The organism is Microvirga sp. 17 mud 1-3, assembly GCF_003151255.1.
Taxonomy (GTDB): Bacteria; Pseudomonadota; Alphaproteobacteria; order Rhizobiales; family Beijerinckiaceae; genus Microvirga.
Map to the genome: position 1 here is coordinate 2,849,534 of NZ_CP029481.1, position 25,463 is coordinate 2,874,996.

General features: G+C 61.4%; 17 protein-coding genes. 5 read left to right on the top strand and 12 right to left on the bottom strand.

Annotation, left to right across the window (positions count from 1 at the left end; all coding sequences use genetic code 11):
• Window positions 1-69: 69 nt before the first annotated feature.
• On the bottom strand, window positions 70-1,542 hold the full coding sequence (locus C4E04_RS13590) for a DEAD/DEAH box helicase (RefSeq protein WP_109598058.1): 1,473 nt from the start codon (window positions 1,540-1,542) through the stop codon (window positions 70-72).
• Between the two features lie 334 nt (window positions 1,543-1,876).
• On the opposite strand from C4E04_RS13590, the gene C4E04_RS13595 reads away from it, so the two are divergent.
• The 4 genes from C4E04_RS13595 to wecB (C4E04_RS13610) all read left to right on the top strand — a co-directional run bounded on the left by C4E04_RS13595 (window position 1,877) and on the right by wecB (C4E04_RS13610) (window position 7,312).
• Window positions 1,877-3,097, top strand: a complete 1,221-nt coding sequence (locus C4E04_RS13595) for an MFS transporter (protein ID WP_109598060.1) — start codon at window positions 1,877-1,879, stop codon at window positions 3,095-3,097.
• A gap of 83 nt (window positions 3,098-3,180) precedes the next feature.
• The gene (locus C4E04_RS13600) at window positions 3,181-4,701 is read left to right on the top strand and encodes a glycerol-3-phosphate dehydrogenase (RefSeq protein ID WP_109601121.1); all 1,521 of its coding nucleotides are present in this window, start codon (window positions 3,181-3,183) and stop codon (window positions 4,699-4,701) included.
• A 32-nt stretch (window positions 4,702-4,733) separates the two neighbouring features.
• A complete protein-coding gene (glpK, locus tag C4E04_RS13605; protein ID WP_109601123.1) occupies window positions 4,734-6,218 on the top strand; it encodes a glycerol kinase GlpK in 1,485 nt (494 codons plus the stop codon).
• A 50-nt stretch (window positions 6,219-6,268) separates the two neighbouring features.
• Window positions 6,269-7,312 carry a non-hydrolyzing UDP-N-acetylglucosamine 2-epimerase gene (gene wecB, locus C4E04_RS13610; RefSeq protein WP_109598062.1) on the top strand — a complete coding sequence of 348 codons (1,044 nt, stop codon included), beginning with the start codon at window positions 6,269-6,271 and terminating at the stop codon, window positions 7,310-7,312.
• 174 nt (window positions 7,313-7,486) lie between these two features.
• On the opposite strand, the gene rfbA is transcribed toward wecB (C4E04_RS13610), so the two are convergent.
• The 7 genes from rfbA to C4E04_RS13645 all read right to left on the bottom strand — a co-directional run bounded on the left by rfbA (window position 7,487) and on the right by C4E04_RS13645 (window position 15,373).
• Window positions 7,487-8,356 carry a glucose-1-phosphate thymidylyltransferase RfbA gene (rfbA, locus tag C4E04_RS13615; protein WP_109598064.1) on the bottom strand — a complete coding sequence of 290 codons (870 nt, stop codon included), beginning with the start codon at window positions 8,354-8,356 and terminating at the stop codon, window positions 7,487-7,489.
• Window positions 8,353-9,261 (bottom strand): dTDP-4-dehydrorhamnose reductase, encoded by a 909-nt coding sequence (gene rfbD / locus C4E04_RS13620; protein WP_109598067.1) that lies wholly within the window; start codon window positions 9,259-9,261, stop codon window positions 8,353-8,355. Before rfbD ends, rfbA begins: the two co-directional genes overlap by 4 nt.
• 14 nt (window positions 9,262-9,275) lie before the next feature.
• Entirely contained in the window at window positions 9,276-9,815 is a 540-nt protein-coding gene (rfbC, locus tag C4E04_RS13625; protein ID WP_109598069.1) for a dTDP-4-dehydrorhamnose 3,5-epimerase, read from the bottom strand.
• A 79-nt stretch (window positions 9,816-9,894) separates the two neighbouring features.
• Window positions 9,895-10,953: a dTDP-glucose 4,6-dehydratase gene (gene rfbB, locus C4E04_RS13630; protein WP_109598071.1), complete on the bottom strand. Its 1,059-nt coding sequence runs from the start codon at window positions 10,951-10,953 to the stop codon at window positions 9,895-9,897.
• 243 nt (window positions 10,954-11,196) lie between these two features.
• Window positions 11,197-12,351: a DegT/DnrJ/EryC1/StrS aminotransferase family protein gene (locus C4E04_RS13635; protein WP_109597842.1), complete on the bottom strand. Its 1,155-nt coding sequence runs from the start codon at window positions 12,349-12,351 to the stop codon at window positions 11,197-11,199.
• A complete protein-coding gene (locus C4E04_RS21635; protein WP_109597843.1) occupies window positions 12,351-13,955 on the bottom strand; it encodes a Gfo/Idh/MocA family oxidoreductase in 1,605 nt (534 codons plus the stop codon). The genes C4E04_RS13635 and C4E04_RS21635 overlap by 1 nt, the downstream gene beginning before the upstream one ends.
• A gap of 53 nt (window positions 13,956-14,008) precedes the next feature.
• On the bottom strand, window positions 14,009-15,373 hold the full coding sequence (locus tag C4E04_RS13645) for a nucleotide sugar dehydrogenase (RefSeq protein ID WP_109597845.1): 1,365 nt from the start codon (window positions 15,371-15,373) through the stop codon (window positions 14,009-14,011).
• Window positions 15,374-15,674: 301 nt separating this feature from the next.
• On the opposite strand from C4E04_RS13645, the gene wecB (C4E04_RS13650) reads away from it, so the two are divergent.
• Entirely contained in the window at window positions 15,675-16,715 is a 1,041-nt protein-coding gene (gene wecB, locus C4E04_RS13650; RefSeq protein ID WP_174219273.1) for a non-hydrolyzing UDP-N-acetylglucosamine 2-epimerase, read from the top strand.
• A 71-nt stretch (window positions 16,716-16,786) separates the two neighbouring features.
• On the opposite strand, the gene C4E04_RS13655 is transcribed toward wecB (C4E04_RS13650), so the two are convergent.
• From C4E04_RS13655 to asnB, 4 genes are all read right to left on the bottom strand, one after another.
• Window positions 16,787-19,552 (bottom strand): VCBS repeat-containing protein, encoded by a 2,766-nt coding sequence (locus tag C4E04_RS13655; protein ID WP_109598073.1) that lies wholly within the window; start codon window positions 19,550-19,552, stop codon window positions 16,787-16,789.
• 541 nt (window positions 19,553-20,093) lie between these two features.
• Window positions 20,094-22,586: a glycosyltransferase family 4 protein gene (locus C4E04_RS13660; protein WP_109598076.1), complete on the bottom strand. Its 2,493-nt coding sequence runs from the start codon at window positions 22,584-22,586 to the stop codon at window positions 20,094-20,096.
• A gap of 315 nt (window positions 22,587-22,901) precedes the next feature.
• A complete protein-coding gene (locus C4E04_RS13665) occupies window positions 22,902-23,327 on the bottom strand; it encodes an HIT family protein (RefSeq protein WP_109598078.1) in 426 nt (141 codons plus the stop codon).
• A gap of 195 nt (window positions 23,328-23,522) precedes the next feature.
• On the bottom strand, window positions 23,523-25,460 hold the full coding sequence (gene asnB, locus C4E04_RS13670; protein ID WP_109598080.1) for an asparagine synthase (glutamine-hydrolyzing): 1,938 nt from the start codon (window positions 25,458-25,460) through the stop codon (window positions 23,523-23,525).
• Window positions 25,461-25,463 lie beyond the last annotated feature (3 nt).

Here is a 25,463-nt window from a genome sequence, read left to right on the forward strand (position 1 = left end):
GAAACCCTTCTGCGGCCAAACAAAAAGGCGCCCCGAAGGGCGCCTTTTCTCATGCGTTATGGGCGGGGATCAGCGGCGCGGAGCCTTTTCGAGCCACGCCACCTGGGCACCGTCCCGGCGCCCGTCGTTGCGGGCGCGGTTCGGCTGGCCCTGGGACGGCCGCTGCGGCTGGCGCTGGCCCTGAGCGTTCTGGGCCGGGCGCTGCTGGCTGCCGTTCGGCTGGGCGCCATTTCCGGCAGGCTTCTGCCCGCTGCGACCACGACGACGCCGGGGACCGCGTTCCGCGTTCGGATCCGCGTCCCGCGACTGACCGTGGCCCTGATGGCCGCGGGCATGGGGAGCCGGACGGCCGCGCTGCTGCTGGGGCTTGCGCGCTGGCTCCTGGGGCTCCTGGCCGATGGGACCGGCCGAGAAGCCTTCGGGCAGCGCCGCAACCGGCACCTGCATGCGCGTGAGCTTCTCGATGTCCTTGAGATAGGCGCGCTCTTCGTCGTTGCAGAACGAGATCGCCAGCCCGTCCGCCCCCGCCCGGGCCGTGCGGCCGATGCGGTGGACATAGGATTCCGGCACGTTCGGCAGGTCGTAATTGATCACGTGGCTCACGCCTTCCACGTCGATGCCGCGGGCCGCGATGTCGGTCGCCACGAGCACCCGGCATGTACCGTTACGGAATGCCGAAAGAGCCCGTTCGCGCTGCGGCTGGGACTTGTTGCCGTGGATGGCCGCAGCCGCAATGCCGGCCTTGTCCAGGGACCGGACAACCTTGTCGGCACCATGCTTGGTGCGGGTGAAGACCAGGACGCGGTCGATGGATTTGTCCTGCAGCACGATCTCGAGCAGCGCCTGCTTGCGGCCGGTCGACACGAACATGACCTTCTGCTCCACGCGCTCGGCCGTGGTCGCGACGGGGGTCACGGCCACCTTGGCGGGATCGCGCAGGAAGGCATCGGCGAGCGTCGAGATGGTCTTCGGCATGGTGGCCGAGAAGAACAGGCTCTGACGGTCCTTCGGAAGCAGGGTGACGATGCGCTTCAAGGCATGGATGAAGCCGAGATCGAGCATCTGGTCGGCCTCGTCGAGGACGAGGATTTCGACATCGCGCAGGCTTAAGGACTTGCGGTCCACCAGGTCGAGCAGGCGGCCCGGCGTGGCAACGAGGATATCGACGCCCGGCGAGAGCTCACGCTCCTGCTTGCCAATGGTCACACCGCCGAACACCACCGAGGTGGTGAGCTTCAGGTTGCGCCCATAGACGCGGAAGCTGTCGGCGATCTGGCCGGCGAGTTCGCGTGTCGGGCTGAGCACCAGCACCCGGCAGCTCTTGCGGATGCGGGCACGGGGATTTTCGTTGAGGCGGTTGAGGATCGGCAGCGCGAAGGCAGCCGTCTTGCCGGTTCCCGTCTGGGCGATGCCGCACACGTCGCGGCCTTCCATGGCATAGGGAATGGTCTGGGCCTGAATCGGCGTCGGCTTCTCGTAGCCCTCGGCAGCCAGGGCCTTCAGGATCGGCTGGGCCAATCCGAAATCGGTGAAGTGAGTCAAGGATGGTGTCTTTCGAACAGATGCGGTGAGCCGCAGGGCAAGGTCTGCCGACATGTTCGGGCGATTGCTCGGGCTCGTGGCGACCGCCCGCGTGATGGGGCTGTCGGATGATCAAGCGATTGAAGAAAGGGGCCGGGGTCTCCACCCTCCGGTGGATATCCGTCACGCAGCCCCGCTCAAGCGGCTCCATGAAGAGCGCTGACGCCGTCCCTGTGCATATGAGGCTTTCGGGCCTGTTCGTCAACCGCCCGGGCTGACATAAAGCCCATAGCCGTCTAATCGTCGGGCCGCCGCACCGGAGGCCGAAGGTGCGGGACGGAACGGTTCGCAGCCTATGTCCCTCCCCACATCCTTCCCCGACCGCATGCCCTGGGGCTTCGTTTCGGCCCTGTCCCTAACCCAGCTCGTCTCCTACGGGTCGATCTTCTACGCCTTCGCGCTGTTCATCGAGCCGATGGGCCAGGAGCTCGGCTGGTCGAAATCCGCCCTGACGGCCGCCTATTCCCTCGCCCTCGCCTCCTCGGCTCTCTCGGCATTTCCGGTCGGCCGCCTGATCGATCGCGGGCACGGCCGCGCCGTAATGACCGGCGGATCCGTCCTGGCCGCCGTGCTTTTGGCCTTCTGGTCCCGGATCGAGAGCTATCCGGTCTTCGTCCTGATCTGGATCGGGCTGGGCATCTCCATGAGCGCGGTGTTCTACGAGCCGGGCTTCGCGGTGCTCGCCCGCAGGCTGGGCGCCCGCCTGGCCCGGCGCGGCATCACGGTCATGACCCTGGTTGGCGGCTTTGCCAGCACAGTCTTTATTCCCCTGACGCATCTGCTGATCGATGCCTTCGGGTGGCGCGGCGCTCTCCTGGGGCTCGCGGCCTTCAATCTCGGCATCTGCGCCCTTTTCCACGCCATCGCCATCCCACCGCTCGCTCGTCCCAAGCCGGGCATCGCCCCCACGGGCGCACCGTCAGCGGCCGGGAACCCGCGCCATCTTCTGCGGAACCCCTCGTTCTGGTGCTTCGTGGCGACCTCCATCGCCCAGGGCATGATTTCCACAGGGATTCCGCTCCACCTCATCCCCCTTCTCATCGAGCGGGGCTTTTCCCTGGACGCCGCGGTGGCGGCCTTCACGGTCATCGGGCCGGCCCAGGTCGCCGCCCGGCTCGCCATGGCGGTCGGCGAGCGGTCAGTCAGCATCTGGACCCTCGGCATCCTCACCATGCTGTTCAGCGTCCTGGCCTTCGCGCTCCTGCCCTTCATCCCGCCCGGATCCTGGCTGATTGCGGTCTTTGCAGCCCTTTACGGCGCCTCCAACGGCATGGTGACCATCGTCCGGGCCCTTCTGCCGCCCGAACTGTTCGGACGTGAGAATTACGGGGCCATCCAGGGCATGATCGCCATGCCGGTGCGGATCGCCATGGCGACGACGCCTTTTGCGTTCGGCGCCCTCTGGGCCTGGTGGGGCAGCTACGGGATCGTGCTTGCCGTCCTCCTGGCCCTGGCCCTCTGCTCTCTGGCCTGTTTCATGCTAAACCTCGCCTTCGCCCGCAGGGTGCGTACATAGTTCAGTTTTTGCTTGCCTTAGACGGCTAAAGGAAACATGTGCTGGGTGCCGGCGCGGGCCGGCTCGAAGGAAAGACCCGTTTCGTGACGACAGTGACAGATCTTCTGATTGTAGGCGGCGGCATCAACGGCGCGGGCATCGCCCGCGATGCGCGAGGGCGCGGCCTCTCCGTGGTTCTTTGCGAGCAGGGCGATCTGGCCGGCTATACGTCGTCCGCCTCGACCAAGCTGATTCACGGCGGCCTGCGCTACCTGGAATATTACGAGTTCCGCCTGGTCCGTGAAGCCCTGTTCGAGCGCGAGCGCCTTCTGGAGGCCGCCCCTCACATCATCTGGCCCCTTCGGTTCATCCTGCCCCACGAGAAGGGCATCCGCCCGGCCTGGTTCGTGCGCCTCGGGCTCTTCCTCTACGACCACTTGGCGCCGCGCAAGAAGCTGCCGGGCACCGAGACCATTCACCTGACGCGCCACCCGGCCGGCAAGGCCCTGAAGCCCGGCTTCGACACCGCCTTCGTGTATTCCGACTGCTGGGTCGAGGACAGCCGCATGGTCGCCCTGAACGCCCTCGATGCGGCAGAGCGCGGCGCGGATATCCGCGTGCGCACCAAGCTCGTCTCCGCCCGTCGCGAGGGCGAGACTTGGCTCGCGACCCTGCAGAACGTCGAGACCGGCGAGACCACGGATGTCCGCGCCAAAGTCATCGTCAATGCGGGCGGCCCCTTCGTGGCCGACGTGCTCAACGCCAAGCTCGGCCTCAACACGCAAAAGAGCGTGCGCCTCGTGAAGGGCAGCCACATCGTGGTGCCGAAGCTCTTCGAGACCGAGCAGGCCTTCATCCTGCAGAACACGGACAAGCGCATCGTCTTCGCGATCCCCTACCAGGGCAAGTTCACCCTCGTGGGCACCACGGACATCCCGGTCGAGTCTGTACCCGACAAGAAGGTGACGATCAGCGACGACGAGATCCAGTATCTCTGCAACGTGGTGAACCATCACTTCCAGCGGCAGGTGACTCCGGCGGACGTGGTGTGGACCTATTCGGGCGTGCGCCCGCTCTTCGACGACGGCTCCATCAACGCCTCGGCCGTGACGCGCGACTACGTGTTCGATCTCGACAAGCCGGAGAGCCAGGCGCCGGTCCTGTCCATCTTCGGCGGCAAGATCACGACCTTCCGCAAGCTCGCCGAACATGCGCTCGACGAGCTGAAGCCCTTCTTCCCGGCCATGAAGCCCGCCTGGACCGAGACCGCGAAACTCCCGGGCGGCGATTTGTCCGATGCGGATTTCGACCGTTTCCTCACCGGCGTGAAGGCGCGCTGGCCCTTCCTGCCCGAGGCACTGGCCCACCGCCTGTCCCGCGCCTACGGCACGCGGATCGAGGAGTTGCTCGGCTCAGCGAAGTCCATGGCCGATCTCGGCGAGGATTTCGGTGGCGGGCTAACGACCGCCGAGATCGACTATCTCGTACGCCGCGAATGGGCGCGCACCGCCGAGGACATCCTCTGGCGGCGGTCCAAGCTCGGCCTCCATGTCCCGGCCGGCGCGCCGGACCGGATCGACGCCTATCTGGCAGGACGCAAAACGACGACGGTCGCCGCGCAGTAATGATCGGCCGTTAAAGCCTCGGGGGAATGTTCATGGCTCAGTATGTCGGCGCCATCGACCAGGGCACCACCAGCACGCGCTTCATCGTCTTCGACCGGGGCGGAAGCATCGTCTCGGTCGCCCAGAAGGAGCACGCGCAGATCTACCCGAAGCCCGGCCACGTGGAGCACGATCCGCTCGAGATCTGGCACAACACGCTGGCGGTGGTCGAAGAGGCTTTGGCCAGGAAGAACTTGAAGGCGACCGACCTCGCGGCGATAGGCATCACCAACCAGCGCGAGACGACCCTTCTCTGGGACAAGGCCACCGGTAAGCCGCTCTATAACGCGCTCGTCTGGCAGGATACGCGCGTCGACCCGCTCGTCGCGGAATTCTCCCGTGAAGGCGGCCCGGACCGGTTGCGAGACAAAACCGGCCTGCCCCTTACCAGCTACTTCTCGGGCTTGAAGCTGCGCTGGCTTCTCGACAACGTCCCGGGCGCTCGGGAGAAGGCGGCGGCCGGCGAGGCGCTCTTCGGCACCGTCGATACCTGGCTCGTGTGGAACCTGACCGGCGGGCGGTGCCATATCACAGACGTGACCAATGCCAGCCGCACCCAGCTCATGGACCTGCGTCAGCTCGAATGGGACGACGAGATCCTGAGCCTCTTCGACATTCCCCGCGCCTGCCTGCCCACCATCGTCTCGTCGAGCGAGGTCTATGGCGAGGCCGTGGGGCCGCTCAAGGGCGTTCCCATCGCGGGCATCCTGGGCGATCAGCAGGCGGCGCTCGTGGGCCAGGCCTGCTTCCAGCCAGGCGAGGCCAAGAACACCTACGGCACCGGCTGCTTCATGCTGATGAACACCGGCGAGACCCCCTACCCGTCCACCTGCGGCCTCCTGACCACGGTGGGTTATCGCTTCGGGCAGAAGAAGCCCGTCTATGCCCTCGAGGGCTCGATCGCGATCGCCGGCGCGCTGGTGCAGTGGCTGAGGGACAATCTCGGCCTCATCCAGGCCTCGACCGATATCGAACCGCTGGCCCGCACGGTCGAGGACAATGGCGGCGTCACCATCGTGCCGGCCTTCTCGGGCCTCTATGCGCCCCACTGGAACGCCGGCGCGCGCGGCCTGATCGGCGGCCTGACCCGCTACGCCAACAAGGGGCACATTGCCCGCGCGGCCCTCGAGGCCACGGCCTTCCAGACCCGCGAGGTGCTGGACGCAATGACCAAGGACACCGGCATCGCCGTGAAGGAGCTGCGCACCGACGGCGGCATGGTGGTCAACGAATTGCTGATGCAGTTCCAGGCCGACATCCTCGACGTGCCGGTGGTTCGGCCGCAGGTGATCGAGACCACAGCCCTCGGCTCGGCCTATGCGGCAGGCCTTGCCACGGGCTTCTGGGCCGGAACGGACGATCTCGTGAAGAACTGGGCCGTCGACCGGCGCTGGACGCCGGAACTCGACTCCGCTGCCCGAGAGCGCTTATACGCCCATTGGCGAAAAGTGGTGGGGCGCTCGCTCGACTGGAACTGAGGCTTTAGCCGGAACACGCCTTCCGGCTCTCTTCGATAGGAAGAAACGCGATGTCACGGACAGTTCTGACGGTTGTTGGTGCGCGGCCGCAATTCATCAAGGCGTCTCCGGTGAGCCACGCGCTTCTCGCCCATGGCGGCTTTTCCGAGATCCTGGTCCATACCGGCCAGCATTTCGATGCCGCCATGTCGGACGTGTTCTTCGACGAGCTCGACATCCCCCCGCCCAAGCACAACCTCGAGGTCAACAGCCTCGGCCACGGTGCCATGACCGGCCGGATGCTCGAAAAGCTCGAAGAGGTGATGATTGCCGAAAAGCCCGACTGGGTGCTGATCTACGGCGACACCAACTCCACCGTGGCCGGCGCGCTCGCGGCCGCCAAGCTGCACATTCCGGTCGCCCATGTGGAGGCGGGCCTGCGCTCCTTCAACCGGCGCATGCCCGAGGAGATCAACCGGGTCGTGGCCGACCATCTGAGTGCCCTGCTGTTCTGCCCGACCCGCACCGCCGTCGACAACCTCCGGACGGAAGGCATCACCAAGGGCGTGCATGCGGTAGGCGACGTCATGTACGACGTGACCCTGGCGGCGGTGGAGCGGGCGCGGGGCCGCTCGCGCATTCTGGAGACCCATGGCCTGGCGCCGAAGACCTATGCGGTCGCGACCATCCACCGAGCCGAGAACACCGACGATCCGGCGCGCTTTGCCCGGGTGATGGACTGGCTCTCGCAGCGGGCGCGCGAGACCCCGATCGTGATGCCGGTGCATCCGCGCACGCGCAAGCTCATGGAGAAGAGCGGCCTGACGCCGGAGGGCGTGCGCCTGATCGATCCGCTTGGCTATCTCGACATGGCCTGGCTGACGCACAATTGCGCGGCGGTGTTCACGGATTCGGGTGGGCTTCAGAAGGAGGCCTATTTCCACCGGGTGCCGTGCGTGACGCTGCGCGACGAGACGGAATGGGTCGAGACGCTCGAAGCGGGCTGGAACCGCCTGTGGACCAGCGAGGGCTACCAGCCTCGGGCTGAGATCGCCGATTACGGATCAGGCCACAGCAGCCGCAAGATTGCAGACCTGCTCGCAAAAGGACCATGACGACATTCGCCAACCGTATAGTTTCTCCACGCTGGCGGCAGACCGGTCCTTAAGCAGCCTTCCTATAAGATCTAAAGGCAGTCCGGGCTGCCCTTACGGTGCGCACGCATGCCATCCGGGCGAAGAGTAAGGCAAGTCTGGGCACCGATCCAGGGCATGATGCGACGAGAGGCCTTAGGCCTGGTCGGCAACTTGTCTGAGGTAGTCGCCATAACCGCTCTTGGACAGGGCTCCAGCAAGATTCAATAACTGATCCCGGTCGATCCAACCGAGATTGAAGGCGACTTCTTCCGGACAGGCCATGCGAAGGCCCTGGCGTTTCGTCAGGGTGCGCACGAATTCGGTCGCCTCTAGCAGTGCGTCTGGGGTGCCGGTGTCGAGCCAGGCGAAGCCGCGACCCATCTGCCTCACATGGAGCTGTCCGCGCTCGAGATAGGCCCGGTTGACATCCGTGATCTCCAACTCCCCTCTCGCAGAGGGCTTAAGGCGGGACGCGATATCCACCACCTGGGAGTCGTAGAAATAGAGCCCCGTCACGGCCCAGTTGGATTGAGGCTTGAGGGGCTTTTCCTCGATCGAGACCGCCTTGCCGCCTCCATCGAAGGCAACGACCCCATAGCGCTCCGGATCGACGACCTGATAGGCGAAAACGCTTGCGCCCTCTCCCTGGCTTCCTGCGGCCCGAAGGAGTTCCGGCAATCCGTGACCGAAATACAGATTGTCGCCGAGGATCAGGGCCGATGGTTCACCGGCCACGAAGTCCGCACCGATGATGTATGCCTGCGCAAGGCCCTCGGGCTTCGGCTGTTCGGCATAGGAGAGACGAAGCCCCCAACGCTCTCCATCGCCGAGCAGCTGCCTGAACCGCGGCAGGTCCTCCGGCGTCGAAATCAATAGGATGTCCCGGATTCCCGCCAGCATCAGCGTCGTCAGCGGGTAGTAGATCATGGGCTTGTCGTAGACGGGCAGAAGCTGCTTCGAGGTGACGTAGGTCATCGGATGAAGCCGCGTGCCCGAGCCCCCTGCCAGAATGATGCCTTTCATGGCTGCAACTCCTGCCTTTGAAGATCTTCGATGAGACGCCGGACGCAGGTGCCGAGGGACGAGCGCCACGGGGGAAGGACCACACCGTGCACGGCCGCAAGCCTGCTGCAGTCGAGGCGTGAGTTACCCGGCCGTTTTGCGGGGGTCGGATATTCGGCCGTGCCGATGGGCCGGACACGGGCCGTCGGACCGCCATGGCGCGCGGACTCGACAAAGACCTCGCTCGCCAACTCCGCCCAGCTGGCGCTGCCAGTGCCGGCGATATGGAATATTCCGCGATAGGTCGGCTCTGTCGGATGGGCGACGAGATTACGACAGACATCCAGGATGCCGTCCGCGAGATCGAGCGCACTCGTTGGAGAACCGACTTGATCCGCCACCACGGATATCTCCTCGCGGCCGGCTGCCAGCCGCAGCATCGTCCTGACGAAGTTCGTGCCGAAGGGGCTGTAGATCCACGCTGTCCGCAGGATCGCGTGGTTGGGGCCTGCACGGGCAACGGCTTCCTCGCCGCGCAATTTGGTGGCGCCGTAAATGCCGAGCGGACAGGTGGGCGCACCCTCCGTGTAGGGATCGAGCGCCGTCCCGTCGAAGACGTAGTCCGTCGAAAGGTGAACGACCGGAATGCCGAGCGCGGCAGCCGCTGTGGCCACGGCACCGGCTCCCGTCGCGTTGATCGCCTCGGCCAGGTCAGGCTCTCGCTCCGCCTGATCCACCGCCGTGTATGCGGCCGCATTGACGATCACGTCGTCTTCGGCCTGACCGAGCGTGTCCTGGAGGTTGGCCGGATGCAGAAGGTCGAGTTCAGGACGCCCCATCGTGACAACGGTTGCTCCACGGGAAGGGGCGCGCTCGACCAGCGAGCGGGCAACCTGCCCGTGAGTACCAATGACGAGGATGCGCATGGATTGTCGGAGTCTCAGGGTGAATCGGCGAACAGCTCGGAAAGGCGCGGATTGCGGGCATCCTTGTCGGACAGAACGGCATGCTCCAGCGTGACCGGCCAATCGATGCCGAGCGCAGGATCGTTCCAGGCAAGGCCCCGGTCGTGTGCGGCAGAGTACGGCGCGGTTACCTTGTAGATGACCTCGGTGTCGGGCGCGAGAGTGCAAAAGCCATGTGCAAACCCAAGTGGGATATACACCTGTAGGCAGTCCTCAGCGGAGAGCTCGATAGCCACATGCCGGCCAAACGTAGGCGAAGCACGCCTCAAATCGACTGCGACATCAAGGATACGACCGCGCCCGACCCGAACAAGTTTGGCTTGTCCGAATGGCGCAGTTTGGAAATGTAGTCCGCGGACCGTACCGGCCGCGACCGAGAGCGAAAAGTTATCCTGAATGAACTCGTCCCCTATGCCCGCGGCGGCAAATGCCTGGCGGTTGTAGGTCTCGGTGAAATAGCCTCTCGCGTCGCCGAAGATCTGCGTTCGGACCAGCTTCACGCCCGGAAGCTCCATCGGCTCAACTTGAACCACAGCCAACAAGTCTCTCCTCAATCGCAGAACAACCGTATCACATAATGTGGGAGGGCTAGGTTCAAGCTACGATGCCCAGCCGCTCACCTTGATAGACTCCTGAGCGCACGCGCTCCCACCATCTGCGATTGTCCAAATACCATTGGACCGTGCGGCGCAGGCCGGACTCGAAGGTCTCATCCGGGCGCCAGCCGAGATCGCGCTCGATCTTGGAAGCATCGATCGCATAACGCTGGTCATGACCAGGGCGATCAACCACGAAGGTGATCAGTCGGTTGCGTGGACCAATTTCCCGGCTCGGAGCCAGCTCGTCGACCAGATCGCAAATGGCGCGCACCACATCGATGTTCTTTCGCTCGTTATATCCCCCGATCATGTAGGTCTCGCCAGGAGACGCGCGCTCGGCAGCAAGAATCAGCGCACGGGCGTGATCGTCAACGAAAAGCCAGTCGCGCACATTCTCGCCCCGTCCGTAAACCGGAAGGGATTTGCCCTCCAGGGCATTCAGAATGGTCAGCGGGATGAGCTTCTCGGGGAAATGGTAGGGGCCGTAATTGTTGGAGCAGTTAGTAACGATCGTCGGCAAGCCGTAGGTGCATTGCCAAGCCCGCACCAGATGGTCGGATGCCGCCTTTGAGGCCGAATAGGGAGAGGTCGGCCCATAGGGATATTCCTCATGGAAGAGACCGTCCTCTCTAAGGGAGCCAAAGACCTCGTCCGTGGAAACATGATGGAAGCGGAATGCGTCTCGCTGTGCCCCTGGTAGCGCGCGCCAATAGCCTAGAACGGCCTGGAGTAAGGCATATGTTCCTACAATATTGGTTTTGATGAACTCGCCCGGACCATCGATAGACCGGTCCACATGGCTCTCGGCAGCCAGATGCATGACGACGTCGGGCCGGTAGCTTTCGATCAAATTCCGCATCCGATCGAGGTCTGCGATATCGGCCCGCTCGAACCGATATCTCGGATTGTTGGCGACCGGCTCCAGAGAATCCAGATTGCCCGCATAGGTCAGCTTGTCGATGACCAGCACCTCGTGCGGCGTTTCGCGCAAGAGCATTCGTACGACAGCGGATCCGATGAAGCCTGCGCCACCCGTAACAACAAATCGCTTCATGGTTTCCTTTCGCTCGAATGCTCTCTCAAGATTGAACGGCCAGTAGGAGTAGACCTTCGCCCCCAGGCGACAGTGCTCCAATGTTGCCGCCGGAGCTACGGCTGCGCAAATGAAATTTAGGAGTGCCCAGATGCTCAGGGAATAATACCCCTGACTCTGGATTGCGGCATTGCTTTGGCTTTTGACAGCAAAAGGGCCAGCTTTTTCAAGCTGACCCTTGGTCTTTTACTGTCGAACCAGCCCTTATTCTGCGGCGTTTTTGTGTTGGTTTGCGAGGGCGGTTTTGACGGCTGCGATAATGCGGTCCTGCACGGCCGGCGTCAGATAGGGGTGCATCGGCAGGCTCACCACCTCCTGCGCCAGGCGCTCCGACACCGGCAGACCGTTGCCCGCCACAGGATAGCCCTTGTACGCCGTCTGCTGGTGCAGCGGCTTCGGGTAATACACCGCCGTCGGAACCCCGGCCGCCTTCAGGTCCGCCTGGAACCGCTCGCGGTCAAAGCGGCCCATCCGCAGCGTGTACTGCGCCCACACCGAGGTGTACCCTTCCGGCACCTCCGGCACGATCGCCACGTCGCGCAGATGCTCGTTGTAGTACTGCGCCACTCGGTTGCGTGCCTCGATCTCGCTCGGGAAGATCTTCAGCTTCTCGATCAGCACCGCCGCCTGCATCGTATCGAGGCGGCCGTTCACGCCGATGCGCACGTTGTCGTACTTCTCCGTCCCCTGCCCGTGCACCCGGATCGAGCGCAGAACCGTGGCCAGCTCGTCGTCGTTGGTGAAGATCGCGCCACCGTCGCCGTAGCAGCCCAAGGGCTTCGCCGGGAAGAAGCTCGTGGTCGTCGCATCGCCGATCACGCCGACCTTGCGGCCCTTGTAGGAGGCGCCGAAGCTCTGCGCCGCGTCGCACATCAGCCACAGGCCCTCACGGGCGCAGAACGCCTCGATCGGCGCATAATCGGCCGGCAGGCCGAACAGGTCCACCGGCACCACCCCGACCGGGTTGAGCTTGAGCGACCGGGCCGTCTTCAGCCCCGCCTCCAGGCTCGCCATGTCCAGGTTGAAGGTGTCCTCGTGCACGTCCACGAAGATCGGCGTCGCGCCGACCCAGGCCACCACCTCGGCCGTCGCCGCAAAGGTAAAGCTCGGGCACAGAATGGCATCGCCCGCCTTCACGCCCTTGGCCATCAGCACCATCGCCAGCGCATCGGTGCCGTTGGCGCACGAGATCGAATGCTTGGCGCCGCAGAACGCCGACAGATCCGCCTCCAGCGTCGCCACCTCCGGGCCCATGATGTAGCCGCCGTGGTTGACCACGCGCAGGATGGCCTCGTCCATGGCGGCGCCGATCCGCGCACGCTGGGCCAACAGGTCAATGAACGCAATCGGGTCCGACATCAGGCAATCTCCTCAAGGGTATGGGGGCCGGTCTCGCGGTAGCGGCGGCCGGTTTCGGGGCAGACGAGATCAGGGCCGAGCTTGGCCCCCGCATGGCTCATCCAGCCGATGCGCCGGGCCGGAACCCCGGCCATCAGCGCAAAGGCCGGCACGTCCTTGGCCACCACCGCGCCTGCCGCAATGAACGAATATTCCCCAAGGGTATGGCCGCACACGATCGTCGCATTGGCGCCGATCGAGGCGCCGCGCCGGACCAGGGTCGGCCGGTACTCGGACTTGCGCGCAATCTCGGAGCGCGGGTTGTTCACGTTGGTGAACACGCAGGACGGACCGCAGAACACCCCGTCCTCCAGGGTCACGCCCTCATAGACCGAGACGTTGTTCTGGATCTTCACGTTGTCGCCCACCGTCACCTTCGGGCCGATCACCACGTTCTGGCCGACATTGACGTTCTTCCCCAGCCGCACGTTGCCGAGAATGTGGCTGAAGTGCCAGATCTTCGAGCCCGCGCCGATCTCGACGCCGGCATCCACATAAGCCGTCTCATGGATCGTCACGCCCGGATAATCCTTGGCCACCCGCGGCGCGGCAGGCGCTGCCGCCTTCGCGGCCGTCGGCTCGGCACCGTCGCCGCCCCGCGCCCGGCGCAGGGAAGCGGCCGCCCGCGACAGCACCGAGAGCACCCGCAGGCCCTCGCGCCCGTCCGTGCGCGGGGTTGCGCCGGTGCGCACGCAATCGATGAAGTGCAGGCATTCCTGCTTCAAGGGCTCGTCCTGCGGCACCGTGACCGGCACCGCGTCCGCCTTCACGGGCACCGGCATGGCGTCCTTCCACTCCACCTTGTGCGGGTAAAGCAGTAGCTTGCGCTCCCAGGCCTCGCCGTCGTCGAACACCGCCATGGCGTCGGAACCGACCACCACCAGCTTCTGCTCCTTGAACGGGTGCAGCCACGACACGAACACATGCGCCCGCTCCCCGCCCGGGAAGGCCAGATGCGTCGTCGTCACGTCCGCGATGGCGTCATGCAGGTAATAGCCGCCGACCGCCTCCACCTTCTCGGGCTCGCTGCCGATCAGCGACAGGATCATCGACAGGTCGTGCGGCGCAAACGACCACAGGATGTCCTCCTCGCGGCGGATCTTCCCGAGATTGAGCCGGTTCGAATAGACGTATTGCAGCCGCCCGAGCTTGCCCTCGCGCACCAGCCGCTTCAGTTCGAGGAAGATCGGGTGGTACTGCAGCAGGTGGCCGACCATGAGCCGGCGGTCGAGCCGCTCGGCCAGCGCGCACAGCTCCTTGGCCTCCTCCACCTCGAGCGCCAGCGGCTTCTCGACGAAGACGTGCTTGCCGGCCTCCAGCGCCTGCTTGGCGAGCCGGTAATGCAGCGCCGCCGGCGCCGCGATCGCCACCGCATCGATGCCCGGATCGGCCAGCGCCGCCTCGAAGTCCAAAGAGCGCCCGCCATGCTTGGCGATCAGCGCCTCGACGGTCGGCTGGTGGGCGTCGACCAGGGCCTCCAGCGCCCCGATCTCGGCGAAGTTGCGCACCAGGTTCTTGCCCCAGTAGCCGCACCCGACCACTGCCACCCGCACATCGCTCGCCATCGTGTCTGCCTATCCGCTCGTCTTGCTGTTGCTCTTGGTTGGGCTCGTTCCGCTCAGGCCTTGATGACCCGGCCCTCCGCAATGCCGGCGCGGGCGCAGGCGTTGCGGGTGTCCACCACCACCTTCGCGGCCTCGACCACCAGGCGGTAGTCGACGGCATCGTGGTCGGTGGCGATCAGCACCGCGTCGTAGCCGGCCAGGGTCTGCGCATCGAGCGCCACGGACCTGCGGCCGGCCAGCGCCGCATGCTCGCGGGTCGGCGGAATCACCGGGATGAAGGGGTCGTGATAGTCCACATGGGCGCCGCGGGCCTCCATCAGCTCGATGAGCTTGAGCGAGGGGCTCTCGCGCATGTCGTCCACGTTCTTCTTGTAGGCGATGCCGAGCATCAGGATCTTCGAGCCCGCAAAGGCCTTGCCGTTGCGGTCGACCGCCTCGGCGAGCTTGTTGACCACGTAATAGGGCATGCGGGTGTTGATCTGGCCGGCCAGCTCGATGAAGCGGGTCGCGATGTCGTATTCGCGCGCCTTCCAGGTCAGGTAGAACGGGTCGATCGGGATGCAGTGCCCGCCCAGGCCCGGGCCGGGATAAAACGGCATGAAGCCGAACGGCTTGGTCTTGGCCGCGTCGATCACTTCCCACACGTCGATGCCCATGGCCGCATAGACCACCTTGAGCTCGTTCACGAGGGCGATGTTGACCGCCCGGAAGATGTTCTCGGTCAGCTTGACGGCCTCGGCGGTCGCGGCGGAGGAGACCGGCACGGTCTTGACGATGAGCTGGCCGTAGAGCGCCTCGGCCAATGCGAGCGCCTCGGGCCCGTCGCCGCCGACCACCTTCGGGATGGTCGAGGTGCCGAAGTCCGGATTGCCCGGGTCCTCGCGCTCCGGCGAGAAGGCCAGGAAGAAGTCCTGGCCGCTCTTGAGGCCGGTGGCCTCGAAGATCGGCCGGATGACCTCGTCGGTGGTGCCCGGATAGGTGGTGGATTCCAGCACCACCAGCTGGCCCCGGCGCAGGCGCGGCGCGATGGCGCGGGCGGTGTTCTCCACATAGGAGAGATCCGGCTCGCGATGCTTGGTCAGGGGGGTGGGCACCGCGATGAGGATGGCATCGGGCTCGGACAGACGTTCGAAGTCGGCCGTGGCCTCGAACTTGCCCTCGCGCACGGCGGCGCCGATCAGCTCGGCCGGGATGTGCTTGATGAAGCTCTCGCCGCGGTTGAGCTGGTCGACGCGGGGAGCATCGATGTCGAAGCCGAGGACCGTAAATCCGGCCTTGGCGGCCGTCAGCGCCAGCGGGATGCCGACATAGCCCAGGCCGACGATGCCGATGCGGGCCTTGCGGGCCTTGACGTTCGCGATCAGGCCAGCCACGTCCACGGCCGCCGCCTCGGTCTTCACCGCGCGATTTGAATCCATCCCAGGCTCCTGACTATACCCCTTTTGCGGCCTCAAACCCGAAGATCGGACCGTCCAGCCAGGGGCGGCGCGGGGCAAGGCAGCATGCACAATTTGTGCGCTCCTGTGATGGCATTACCTCGCAAAGTCAAGTGAAAGCCACACCCCTGCCCGTGCGCGGAGCCACGCCTCCACGCCCCACACACCGCCAAAACAACGCAAATTCCAGCCTTGCACCAATCCAGCCAAAACGCCAAATAGCAACCGGCCCTTCACGATAAAATCTGATTACGTTTCAATATGCGCTTAGAGAGTTTATGAGATGCGACTTACAGTTCTGACGGTTGTTGGTGCGCGGCCGCAATTCATCAAGGCGTCTCCGGTGAGCCATGCGCTTCTCGCCCATGGCGGCTTTTCCGAGATCCTGGTCCATACCGGCCAGCATTTCGATGCCGCCATGTCGGACGTGTTCTTCGACGAGCTCGACATCCCCCCGCCCAAGCACAACCTCGAGGTCAACAGCCTCGGCCACGGTGCCATGACCGGCCGGATGCTCGAAAAGCTCGAAGAGGTGATGATTGCCGAAAAGCCCGACTGGGTGCTGATCTACGGCGACACCAACTCCACCGTGGCCGGCGCGCTCGCGGCCGCCAAGCTGCACATTCCGGTCGCCCATGTGGAGGCGGGCCTGCGCTCCTTCAACCGGCGCATGCCCGAGGAGATCAACCGGGTCGTGGCCGACCATCTGAGTGCCCTGCTGTTCTGCCCGACCCGCACCGCCGTCGACAACCTCCGGACGGAAGGCATCACCAAGGGCGTGCATGCGGTAGGCGACGTCATGTACGACGTGACCCTGGCGGCGGTGGAGCGGGCGCGGGGCCGCTCGCGCATTCTGGAGACCCATGGCCTGGCGCCGAAGACCTATGCGGTCGCGACCATCCACCGAGCCGAGAACACCGACGATCCGGCGCGCTTTGCCCGGGTGATGGACTGGCTCTCGCAGCGGGCGCGCGAGACCCCGATCGTGATGCCGGTGCATCCGCGCACGCGCAAGCTCATGGAGAAGAGCGGCCTGACGCCGGAGGGCGTGCGCCTGATCGATCCGCTTGGCTATCTCGACATGGCCTGGCTGACGCACAATTGCGCGGCGGTGTTCACGGATTCGGGCGGGCTTCAGAAGGAGGCCTATTTCCACCGGGTGCCGTGCGTGACGCTGCGCGACGAGACGGAATGGGTCGAGACGCTCGAAGCGGGCTGGAACCGCCTGTGGACCAGCGAGGGCTACCAGCCTCGGGCTGAGATCGCCGATTACGGATCAGGCCAAAGCAGCCGCAAGATTGCTGAAGCCCTCATGAAAATTTAGTGGAACTGCACCCTGTGGGGAGCGGCTCTTTCCTTCCCCACAGATTATGCGAATGATGCAACGTTGCTAACTCAGATTATAAAAAAATCGTTCGCTGAAAGATGCTGGACCCCTACTATTCGAAAGCTCTCTGAAATTCCCTGAGATGTGTTCGAAACAGTCCAGGTATCACCAGAATGCGTGAGGCTCACTTCGTCAGATGAGCCAAATCCGACCAGCCATAACTCGTCTCCCCCCTCCTTCCCGGCTCCTTTGAAATCCGCGATGACGTCCCCCTGCACTTGACCCTTCTGCAGATAGAAGCGATCGTCATCCTGCTGCCCAAAGCCTATAGACTGCAGCATCTCGACTCCGCTCTTGCTAGGCCGGTCCTTCAGGAGATCGCCTTTGCCGTCACCGTCGAAATCACCGAGTGCATAGCGGTCATTTCCACCTCCAATCGCTGACCATTCAGACGTTCCAACGAACTTATTGCCATTGCTCCTGAGGACATAGGAGCCAGCGGACGTGCTCCAACTGTTCCCCATAAGATCGTCCTTCCCGTCCCCATCTACGTCTTGGACAACCCATCCTCGATCGTCGCTTCCGAACTGTGACCAGACGCCGTCGTACTTGAAGGAGCTCCCAGTCGACAGGAAGACCTCAGCTCCCTTGCCACTCGTATAGCGCATGAGATCCGTCTTCCCGTCTCCATTGAAATCGCCGACGTACCAAGGGTTCTTTCCATGGCCCGTCTTCGCCCAGTTGCCTGCGTCTTCCAAAGAGCTCCCGTTCGATAGGAGGACACGCGTCGCCCCACTCGTGGATGAGCGCAGGACGTCGGACTTTCCGTCCCCGTTGAAATCGCCGACAATCCAGCCATCGGACCCGGAGCTGGCGCCCGTCCATTGACCTGCAAAGTCGAAGGCAGCACCGTTGGACAGGAACACGTTCGTCACGGTTTTCGACCATGAGGCAAGCAGGTCATCCTTGCCGTCGCCGTTGAAGTCGCCCACAAGCCAGTCCTTCGGACCTGAACCGTAGCCGGTCCAAGATCCGCTCGGAACAAAAAACCCGTTCTTGGAGAGGTAAACTTGGTTTGGAGATCCTTTGAGGGGATCGGCAGCAAGGATGTCGTCCTTGCCATCACCGTCGAAATCACCGACGGTCCAAGGCTTCGACTTTGTGCCGATATAGGCCCAGATGCCTTTCGACCGCACGACGCCATCGCCGATAAGGACATCGGCTCCGGCACCGCCGTCGATGACATCTCGCGATTCGTGCCCTCCGAGCGAACTCAGCGCCTGTCCGCGCTCCCAAAAAGCTGTGTCCTGGGGCGTTCCCCAATGGAGCTTGCCATGGATGTCTCTATAGCTGGCCACCTGCTCCGGACTGTCGTACCAGGCCAGGAGATCACCGCCGCGCGTCGTTCCCTTATCTAGGGTATCGATCACTCTCGCACGCAAATCCATGCTTTCCGGGCGCCAGGCGAATGAGCGCTGAGCGCTCATGCCTACAGCCTCCCCGGCTGTCAGAGAGTTGTAGCCATCAACAAGGGCGAGATGGCCTACGGTTGGGTCCACGAGCAGGCCCCCCCGCTTATCAGAGATCAGCAATTGGCTATGGTGACCGGTCGCACCCCCATTCCATTCGACCATCGCCACATCGGCACTTGAGGAGGGCGAAAGAACGTTGAACAGACGCCATGCCAGTAAGGAATGGCTTTGATCGTCCAAGGTTTCGGCTTGCAGCAGAGAGTCGAGGCCACTGGCGCTTCCGCCTCCCAGGGGCTTCGCGTCGTAGGCGAACACGGACGTGAAAGCGAGGCGGATCTTGTCCTCGGACAAAGCACTGAAGCGCGATCCAACGGTCGCAAGAAAATCTCCCCGTCGCGCAGCATAAATGTCATTGATCGCGCCTGCATTCGCGACGACGGCGGCGATTTCGGAGTCGGTGAAGAAAGCCGATGTTCTCTTGGCCGCGTCATTGTCATCGAACCGTGCGCCTTTGGACGCAAGAGAGCCCCCTATGACTAGGTCTTCTCCTGCGCCTCCCTTCAGGCGGTCTCCAGCTGCGCGTCCGATCAGCGTGTCGCCCTTACCCGCCCCTATGATGACATTGACGTCCTTTGCGCGCGCCAGGGCCGAGTCGATTGCGTATCGGCCCGTAGCGCTCGTCTTTACAAAGCTCTCGCGCTGCGGCGTCGGCGCAGATGTCTGACTGATATAGAACGGATCGTAATCCGTGACCTCATACCAGTTGACAAACTGACCGGCACGGAAATTGCCGTGCTCGAGAGTATCAAGAAGCTTCGTGTTGAATTCTGCCAATTCCGACCGGAACCGGAAGGACGCAATGTGCTGCGGTGGAATCTCCTCGCCTGCCATAATCGAGTTGAGTCCGCCGGTACGGATGATGAGACCTGCGGTCGGATCGAGCAGAAAGGCATCCTTCCCAGGAACCCCGACCATGACTTGTTGATGAGACGCGATAGGCCCGCCGCGCCAGCCTACCATCGCAACGTCCAGCTTCGAATTCGGTGCGAGCGCGTCGAAGATGAAGCGGGTTAGCAGGGAGTAGTTGCCGCAATGCAAGCCTGACGATTGCATCAGCCCCTTTAGGTCAGTTGCCGTACTCGCTCCATAAGGCTTTAGTTCATGCGCAATGATGGCGCTGAATGCCGCCTTGTAATAATCGGTAGGCAATCCCTTCAATCCTGATCCAAGCTTGTGGATGAAGGCATAACCCTTCAACTTATAGAGTCGCTGCAGGGCGGCACTGTTGAAATCAATGACATTGCCCGCTCCGTCTCGAACAACAATGCGGTTCAATTCGGCCTGTGAAAAAAAGCCCGACAAAGCAACCTCCAAATTTTAAAACTCGTCACGGTCAATGCGAAGGATCGATAGGCATGAAGGAGCTATCGACGGGTACCTCGCCCGCTAACGGTATGATATTACATTTATATGAATGATGCTTTATAATATTACTTACGCGACGTAAAGCCTGCCGACCCCTTAGGGATGGAACATTCTTAAGTTCTGACTCTGTCCCCTGAGACCAGTCCGCTCTTGCAAGAGCTCCAACGGAACAGCCCTAAATTGGGCCTCACGAAATAGCGCTTTCCGAAGGGGACTTGATCCAAGGTACCAACGAGCAGCCGACCTCCTCACAGGTTAGGAAATATGGCGGGAGGCTCTTGGCTCTCCGGCAGCCAAGGCGGTTTGTCTGGCTTAAAATCTCGGCTGATGCGTTAGCGCCGGTTTCGAAGGGCTATCCAAAGCGCCTCAAAAAACTTGCCGAGGAAAGGGAACGTCTGCCCGCGTGGTGAGCCCGACATTTCGTCGAGCGTCGAGTAAGGCATTGATAAAGCGCGTCTGGTTGTCTCAGTAATAGAACCTAGCTACGCACGGCCGCGATCTGAGAGCTCAAGAAGGCGGCGAATGCTACTTCCTTGTCTAGCCCTGTCGCGTCTAGAGGGCCTGCAGGCCTCGTTCTGGCATCAAGCGCATGGGATTCCTCAAACGCCCGGACTGGTACCCAAACCGATTCAGGAAGCACGGGGGATCGCAGGATACGGGGGAGTCCTATGGACTCGATGAACCGCAACTGTGACAGAACGCCGAAGATCGGCCGGGCCATCGCGACTGCCACACGTCGCCATCCTCGAAGCTGTTGCACCTTTGCCCACCGCAAGCGCGCATCCCAGCCAATAACGAATTGGCGGAGGTCCTCCGGCATCAGGCGCACCAGTTCGACTCTGCGGATACACTGAGTGTAAAAGACCTCCAATGCCTCTAGGGGAGCCAAAACTTCACGCAATAAATTCACGTAGCGATCGAGCGCTTTGGCCTCACTGAGACCCTCGGCGTCAGTCTCATTCGCCACAAGTGCCTGGATTCGCTTCATTTGAGCCACGCCCTCTTCCTGAAGAACCAGGAAGGATCCGAATTGCTCTATTTCGGAAACCGTCGCATAGGCTTGCAGCTCCTCGGGCGGGATAACGGCGGCCAGTGCGCGATACGCCTCTCGATACTGTCGGCAGAACCGATTGAATTGACGCCTACTGTCGAGGAGAAGACTTTCCAGCCGAACAGCTTCCACCTGCAAGTCGAAATGCTTGAGAGCGCCGACCCACTTTTCGACAAAAGCAGAGGTCTGTCGCACGAGCTCCATGCAGAGCTGCGTCTTGCTTCTCGCCTCGCTCAAATCCTCGAGCTTGTCCTCGCCTCTGGAGAGCCGCTCTCGAAGCGATCCTATGCCAGATAGAAACTCGCGGTTTTCGTCGCTTTTACGTTCTCCTGTGCCGGAGATGGCATCAATAGCGCTTTTGGCAGCCTCGATCATCTCCGGACGAACGAAAGAAGCCTGCCTCACGGCCGCTTTTGTTCGCGATGGTTTTGACGCCATCCGTAGACGAGAGCTGACTTTGAGATCACCAACTGCGCGGGTCAATCGCTCCAGCTCATTGGCATAAAGCGACAGCTCCTCGCTCCAGAATGTAAAACGACTCTTTATCACGTCGGGATGGATCGCTGTACCTCGGTCGTCGATCCAGGAGAAATCCATCTCACGATGCATATCTGCGGGCCGCTGAGCTAAACTCCTTGCCTCTTCCAAGAGCGAGGCGCTAATTCCGGCCCAGTTGAAGGTCGTCTCGAAATAGCGACGGCCATTTGCCCCAAAAAGCGCGCGCTCACTGTCATCGTTCGCAAGGCGATGGATCGAAGCGAGTAAGTCTGCCTCTCGGTCGAAATCGACTGATAGACCGCATTGTGCCTTCCGAATCTGATCGGCCACATAAATCAGATCATTCGCAAGGATTGGCAGTCCCGCAGCCATGTACTGCGACAGCTTGTTAGGACAACAGAAGATATGATTCTTTGTTTTCGGCTCATATGAAATGAGACCGACATCTGCCGCCATTGCAGCCTGTACCAGCTCGGTTTCTTTTACGGCGTCCGGAAAAATAATCCTTCTATCGAGGAGGCCTGTCGCCCTGGCCCTTTCAATCAACTCTTCCTTATAGGAACTGTCTGGGCCACGGAGGTGTAGGATGCAGTGCTCGTCCGTCTTGGGCCAGACGTCGATTAGTAGTTCGATCCCGCGGAGTTCGGCAAATCCGCCCTGGTAAAGAAAGACGATCTCTTTACCGTCCTTGGGCACCGGAGCTGCATCAAAGAACTCACCTTCGGAAAGCGGCACCGCATTCGGGACAGAATGGAACGGAACACCATACTCGTGGCCTAAAGCCTCGGCTAAGGGATCAGATACTGTGATACGGTAAGCCGCCTCCCTCATATAGAGTCGCTCGAATGCAGACCATGCCTCGATTTCCCAAGGAGCGAACTTCGGGAAGGCGTGTGGCCAGAACTCGTGGGCGTCATAGATGAAAGGGCAGTCGGCGATCTTGGCTAATGCTGCCGCTGCCGGAACTGTATCGAGATCACAGGCAACAATGAGATCGGCGCCACCGACATTCCGAGCGGCCTCAAGGAGCGCGAGGTTTGTGTTATAAAGATACTTTGCCAAATCTCTGAAGCGTTGAACTCCATCCTCTTCGATCTGACCTCCGACACTTTCAATGACGGTTCGGGGTGCTGCTGAGCAAAGATACTGCAGATAAAGCAGACCGCTGACAGCAGGGGTTGAGTTTATCTGAGAGGCGCCGATCAGCCGCCCAACATCGCTTCGATGAAAGTTCCGATGCACGCGCACCTGCGTTCGATAAGGCGCAACCTGTGTCACCAGTGGAAGTTCGCGATGCGCTGACGGTTCGTAAATTCCTACTTCACAGACATTAAAGTCGCCTGCAAGGGAAGCAGCGAGCCAGCCTATACGCGGATCCCTGTCGGGATCGTGGCCAGCCAGAATAATAGCATTACGGCGCATGAATTTCTCTGAAAGACTTAACAACCAGGCCGAGTCCGAAATGCCTTATTAGCAAGGGGAAGTTTTCGCAACTAACGTTCAGGCAGCGAAGTCCGGCGAGTGCAATTTTGTTATAACATTTTAATATCTAAATCAAGTGTGTTTCTACCAATCTGGAGGGCTTCCCGGAAAAACCGACCTTAAGGATCCGCCCAAGGCCAAAACGACCTCTGTAGTGCATTTTGAAAGAGTCATATATCGGGTTGCAACGGCTCACCGCGATCTAGGCCGCTGACACAGGCTCGAACGGAAAATGTGGAGTCAAACGGCCTAGGGCTAGCCCGCGTTTAACGCTGTTCTTAAGCGCTCGGCGTAGCCAGCAAGAACGTCCGGAGATTCCAATTTGGTTGTGTGAGGTAGAAGGTCCACACCTTCGAAGCGCGGAATAACATGTATATGCATGTGGAAGACTACCTGCCCACCGGCGCTTTCGTTAGACTGAATTATGGAGATACCATCGGCCTCAAAAGTCCGCATCGACGCAACAGCAATTCGCTGCACAGCTTCCATGACCATGTTCAGATCGTTAGAAGAAACGTCAAAAAGGTTTCGCACCTTTGCTTTGGGGATCACAAGAACATGCCCCTTGCTGCGTGGCATTACATCCATAAATGCCAGCACGGCTTCGGTCTCATATACCTTATGGCACGGCAACTCCCCACGCAGAATCCGCGCGAAGACATTATGATCATCATAGGGCATTGCCGGTCTTTCCTATTTTCGGCAGCCAGGGGCGTGGAGAATTCAATTAACCTTTGCCGCTCTATTCGTATATATTGCAACATATTAAAGAATCGCAGGCTAAAATCTCTTTCCACGTAGAGTATTTGACACCGCTTAAACCTTGAACTCAAACGGCCGCGTGCTCAGTGCAATGCGCGCCGATGCTTAAGCTCCCTAGGCAACCTCACGGAACTCACGTTCGGCTCGATCAAGCCGCGCACGGTATTCAGACGCGCGGTCGTGGAACATTTGATGCCAAAGTTCAAGGCTGAGCAGCCCCCAAGTTTTACGCGAGAACCTCTCGCCCTTATCGAAATTCGCCAGAATCGCATCCGAGTTCATATAGGCCCTATGCCGATTCCGCTGGGTCTGGAAAATGTCCGAGACGAAATCCTTCAACTCACCCGAGAACCACTCCTTCAGTGGCACAGGAAAGCCCATCTTATCGCGGCGATGGGTGATCTTGTCAGGTAGAGCATCGGCAAATGCAGACTTTAAAAAGTGCTTCATTTGCCCGCCGGTAAACTTGATGTTCGCCGGAATGGTGGCAGCAAACTCGACAATGCGGTGATCGAGCAAAGGCACCCGCGACTCGAGTCCATGAGCCATGGACATGCGGTCCTCGACTTGCAGCAGCGCTGGAAGCAAGCACTTGAAGTCGAAATGAGTCATCGAGTCAAAATACGCCTCCTTGCGGACATTGCGCTCAGAGTTGAAGATCCCTTTGAAACGTTCGAAGACAGCGTTCTGGTCAATAGCCGACCAGTCAATTTCATCCTCCATGTCCGCCGCCCGATCAATGAGCCGGAAATACCGCTCATCGAGAGCGCCAAACAATCCTTTAGAGAAGAACTGACGGATGAGAGGCTTGTACTCCTGAAGGACCGTGAGGTGTGGAATAATTGACTCTGGCGTTACGACAAAACTGCCGTTCTTATGCGTCCCCTCGATAGCCGCCTTGAGAGACTGCTCAAGATATGCGATCAGATAGCGCGCATATCCCCCGAAGATTTCGTCCCCGCCTTGGCCGCCTAGAACCACCTTCACGTGGCGCGCAGCAAGTTCGGAGACCATGAACTGTGGGAACGATCCCGGCCCTGCGACCGGTTGGTCGAGATGGTAGATAACCCGCCCAAGATTATCCCTGAAATCAGCTGCAGTAATTTCCATCTGATGCAGCTCGATCTCGGCACTTCGTGCCGCTTCGAGTGCAAAATCGCTTTCATCGTAACCCGGAAAGTCGACGAACTTTCCATGGAATCCAACGCCACCAGCGGCCTCTCGGCCAGACGCCAGAATAGCAATCAGACTTGAGTCGATACCACCCGAAATATAGGCGCCGACCGGAACGTCCGACCGCAAATGAACATCGATGGAGTCGTGGAGGATCTCACGCATACGGTTCTCGAACCAGCGCGGCGTGTGATCCATATCTACGTTGTAATGGACGTCCCAGTAGCGGTGCGTTCGGACCTCGCCCTTCTCTATGATAATGGCGTGTCCAGGCAGAAGGACGTGAATGCCCTTGAAGAGGCTCTTTTCGCCGATCGTGTACTGGAATGTAATGTACTCCGCCAACGCGTCCGGATCGGTTGCGATCTCAGGAAGAAAGGGAAGTAACGCCTTGATCTCTGAAGCGAAGTAGAAAACACCGTCAACAACGGTATAGTAGAGTGGTTTGATGCCAAAACGATCACGAGCTGCAAAGAGCCGTTCGCCATCATAGATGGCAAAGGCGAACATGCCGCGGAGATGGCTGAGACAATCAACCCCCCATTTTGCATAGGCGGCCAGAAGCGTCTCGGAATCGGACCGCGATCTAAAGTGCCAGAAGCCCGATAATTCGGCCATCAACTCCTGGTAGTTGTAAATCTCGCCGTTGAATGTGAGTACATGGCCACTCTGGCCGACCATCGGCTGATGTCCGGAAGGCGAGAGATCGATAATCGCTAAACGTCGATGGGCCAAACCACAGACACTGTCTGAAGAAGCCCAAATCCCCTCGCCGTCTGGCCCGCGGTGCGCGATGAGTTCGTTCATCGTGGCAAGTGCAGGCTTCAGCCTCGGAATTGCTTTGCGGTCAATTGAAATCGCGCCGGCTATCCCACACATTTA

Excerpts from the sequence above, each read along its gene's own strand:
- C4E04_RS13595 (WP_109598060.1), top strand. The coding sequence starts at position 1,877 with ATGTCCCTCCCCACATCCTTCCCCGACCGCATGCCCTGGGGCTTCGTT.
- glpK (WP_109601123.1), top strand. The coding sequence starts at position 4,734 with ATGGCTCAGTATGTCGGCGCCATCGACCAGGGCACCACCAGCACGCGC.
- wecB (WP_109598062.1), top strand. The coding sequence starts at position 6,269 with ATGTCACGGACAGTTCTGACGGTTGTTGGTGCGCGGCCGCAATTCATC.
- rfbA (WP_109598064.1), bottom strand. The coding sequence starts at position 8,356 with ATGAAAGGCATCATTCTGGCAGGGGGCTCGGGCACGCGGCTTCATCCG.
- rfbD (WP_109598067.1), bottom strand. The coding sequence starts at position 9,261 with ATGCGCATCCTCGTCATTGGTACTCACGGGCAGGTTGCCCGCTCGCTG.
- rfbC (WP_109598069.1), bottom strand. The coding sequence starts at position 9,815 with ATGGAGCTTCCGGGCGTGAAGCTGGTCCGAACGCAGATCTTCGGCGAC.
- rfbB (WP_109598071.1), bottom strand. The coding sequence starts at position 10,953 with ATGAAGCGATTTGTTGTTACGGGTGGCGCAGGCTTCATCGGATCCGCT.
- C4E04_RS13635 (WP_109597842.1), bottom strand. The coding sequence starts at position 12,351 with ATGTCGGACCCGATTGCGTTCATTGACCTGTTGGCCCAGCGTGCGCGG.
- C4E04_RS21635 (WP_109597843.1), bottom strand. The coding sequence starts at position 13,955 with ATGGCGAGCGATGTGCGGGTGGCAGTGGTCGGGTGCGGCTACTGGGGC.
- C4E04_RS13645 (WP_109597845.1), bottom strand. The coding sequence starts at position 15,373 with ATGGATTCAAATCGCGCGGTGAAGACCGAGGCGGCGGCCGTGGACGTG.
- wecB (WP_174219273.1), top strand. The coding sequence starts at position 15,675 with ATGCGACTTACAGTTCTGACGGTTGTTGGTGCGCGGCCGCAATTCATC.
- C4E04_RS13660 (WP_109598076.1), bottom strand. The coding sequence starts at position 22,586 with ATGCGCCGTAATGCTATTATTCTGGCTGGCCACGATCCCGACAGGGAT.
- C4E04_RS13665 (WP_109598078.1), bottom strand. The coding sequence starts at position 23,327 with ATGCCCTATGATGATCATAATGTCTTCGCGCGGATTCTGCGTGGGGAG.
- asnB (WP_109598080.1), bottom strand. The coding sequence starts at position 25,460 with ATGTGTGGGATAGCCGGCGCGATTTCAATTGACCGCAAAGCAATTCCG.